The 2,676-nt window shown below is 77.5% G+C and carries 3 protein-coding genes; all 3 read right to left on the reverse strand.

Annotated features, from left to right (window positions below; genetic code table 11):
* Window positions 1-1,026 (reverse strand): DUF4350 domain-containing protein (locus tag HGCM_RS18860; RefSeq protein WP_019136672.1); only part of this gene is annotated, 1,026 nt, incomplete at its 3' end.
* Window positions 1,023-1,682: a DUF4129 domain-containing protein gene (locus tag HGCM_RS09835; protein ID WP_019136673.1), complete on the reverse strand. Its 660-nt coding sequence runs from the start codon at window positions 1,680-1,682 to the stop codon at window positions 1,023-1,025. The genes HGCM_RS09835 and HGCM_RS18860, both read right to left, overlap by 4 nt.
* A gap of 25 nt (window positions 1,683-1,707) precedes the next feature.
* Window positions 1,708-2,676: hypothetical protein (locus HGCM_RS17845; protein ID WP_019136674.1), on the reverse strand; the 969-nt coding region annotated here is incomplete at its 5' end.

Genomic DNA, 2,676 nt, shown 5'->3' on the forward strand with positions numbered 1-2,676 from the left:
GGCCCGCAGGCCCGCGGCGGCGTGCCCGTGGGCGCGCGAGCGCCGGTAGAGCCGCCCACGCCCGCGCGTGGTCTCGCCGGCCCGGACGACGACCGGCAGCGCCTCGGTGACGAGCGGCCCGAGCCGCCTGCCCTGCCACACGGCCGCGACCAGGACGACGAGGAGCAGCTGGAGGCCCGCCACGCGTGCCGCGGGGGGCAGGAGGTCGAGGGTGCCCGGCCCCGCGTCGTCGCCCGCCGACGCGGAGGAGAGCGTCGGCACGAACCACAGGAGCGTCTCGTGCCGGCCCAGCATGCGCAGCACCAGCGCCGCGTTGCCCTCCTGCGCGAGGTGGGCGTTCTGCATCGGGGTGGAGTCGGCGAGCACCGTGATCCGGCGGTCGTCCTCCGTGACGACGGCGTAGGCGCCGCCGCCGGCGGGGTCGGCGTCGGGGAAGCAGACGGTCGCGGACGGCGAGGACGCGACGAGCGTGCCGCGTGCGGTGATCGAGCCCGCCGCGCGGGCGTCGGGGTCGTCGCAGCGCGCGGCGCGGGCGGGCGGGTCGGGGACCGGGATGCTGCCGCCGCTGACGGCGTCGGTGAACGTGGACACCGACCACCCGGCGTCCACCAGGACGAGGTCGGCGGGCAGGTCCCGGACGGTCGCGAGCTGGTCCTCGTCGAGCATCCACGGCTCGCCGGCGACGAGCACCGTGGTGCCCGGCCCGGCGAGGGCCTGGAGCCGGGCGACGCTGGTCACCTCCACGACGTCGACGCCCTGCCGCCCGAGGATCTGCGCGGCTGCGCGCGATCCCGTCGGGCCGGTGCCGTCGGGGGCGAGGGGGTCGAGCGAGGTGCGGGGTGCCGGCAGGACGACCAGCAGCCCGACGACCGCGAGCACGCCGAGCAGCCCGAGCAGGAATCGCCAGCGGCGCCAGCGCGAGGCGGCGCGCGAGCGGGCGGTCGTCCCGTCGCCGACCGTCCCGTCGCCCGCGGGGCCGCCGGGGGACGTCGGCACGCCGGGGGTCGCGACAGCGGGGGCCGTCATCGCGGCACCGCCTCGACCACGGCACCGACGGCGCGGCTCGGCCGGGCGGCGGCGACCCGCGCGGCGACGTCCCGCAGCCAGGCGTCGTCGCGCTCGCCCGCCGGCTCGTCGCCGTACGCGACGCCGTCGAACAGCCGCCCGGCGGCGCCGAGTTCGTCGGCGACGTCGGCGAGCCGTGCGCCCGCCTCGACCGTCGCCTCGTGGGCCGTGCGGCCCGGGCGCTCGTCGAGCACCGTGCGCTCCTCGAGGCCGCGGACGACGGAGCGGAACCGCTCGAGCACCGCGGTGTGCCAGTCGCCGCGCGCGGCGGCGGCGTCGGCGGCCGCCTGCAGCTGGGCGCCCGTGCGGCCGTCGTCGGCGTCGAGCACCGCGCGCACCGCCGCGGTGCGCCGCCGCAGCCGCACCGGCCCGGCGACCCAGAACGCGACCGCCAGGACGACGAGGAGCACCACCAGCGCGCCCACGAGCGCGAGGCGCAGGTCGACCTGCTGCTGCGAGGCGCGCTCGAACAGCCCCATGAGCCAGCGCCACAGGCGCGTGAGGAGCGACTCGCCCTTCTGGTAGAGCGGGTCCGCGAGCTCCTCGACGGCCCACCGGCGCGCGGTCGGCGCGTCCGGGTCGACGGGCACCTCGAGGCGGAGCAGCGCGCTCAGCACCGGGCCTCCCGGGGGGCGGGCAGCCTCACCCGTCGGCCCCGGCCGCGCGCGCGAGCTCCACGTCGAGCCCCTCGCGTCGCATGCGGACGTCGATGTAGAGCAGGGCGACGGTCGCGGCCATGAACGTCGTGGTCAGCGTCAGGGACACGACCTCGCCGAGCGAGACCAGCGCGAGGTACCCGAACGACAGCACGTCGGGGAACGCGAGGCCCGCGACGATGCCGACGGGGAACGTGACGATCGACGCGGCCACCCCGACGAGGATGCTGACGAGCAGGTAGATGCCGAACAGGCGCCACCAGCTGCCGCGGGTCAGCACCCACGCGCGCCGGACCGTCGGCCACATCGCGCGCCCCTCGAGCATGAGGGCGGGCGGGACCAGGAGCGTGCGGACGCCGACCCACACCAGCGCCACGAACAGCACGATCGAGCCGACGACGCCGAGGGCCACCGCGGCGCCGACCTGGTCGGCGCGGGCGAGGAGCACCACGCCGCCGGCCACGAGGCCGACGGCGAGCACGGAGGCGAGCCCGACGAGCAGCGAGAAGGCGACGACGAGCCACACCCGCCGCTGGCGCAGCACCTCGCCGATCGTCGCGGTGCGGCCGAGCACCGAGCGGCTGACGGAGACGATGAGCAGACCGGTGAGCACCGTCGTGGCGAGTGCCGTGAGCGGCTGGGAGACGAGCGTCCCGATGCTGGAGCCGAGCAGCTGCGTCGTGCCGATGCCCGCGTCCACCAGGTCGCCGGCGAGCGCCGCCGCGATGAGGCCGCCCACGTACCACTCGAGCACGGCGCCGACCAGCACCGCGACGGACACGACGATCGCGGCGAGCCCGAACATGACCTTCGGGTTGGCGCGGATGGCCCGGAACGCCCCGTCGAGGATCTCGCCCAGGTTCAGCGGTCGCAGGGGGATGATCCCGGGCTGCACGGCCGGCGGCATCCACGGTGCGGCGGGTGCGCCGGGAGCGGCCGCGTAGCCGGCGGGGCC

Origin of the sequence: Cellulomonas massiliensis JC225, from assembly GCF_000312005.1 — a bacterium.
In the GTDB taxonomy this organism is placed as follows: Bacteria; Actinomycetota; Actinomycetes; order Actinomycetales; family Cellulomonadaceae; genus Cellulomonas; species Cellulomonas massiliensis.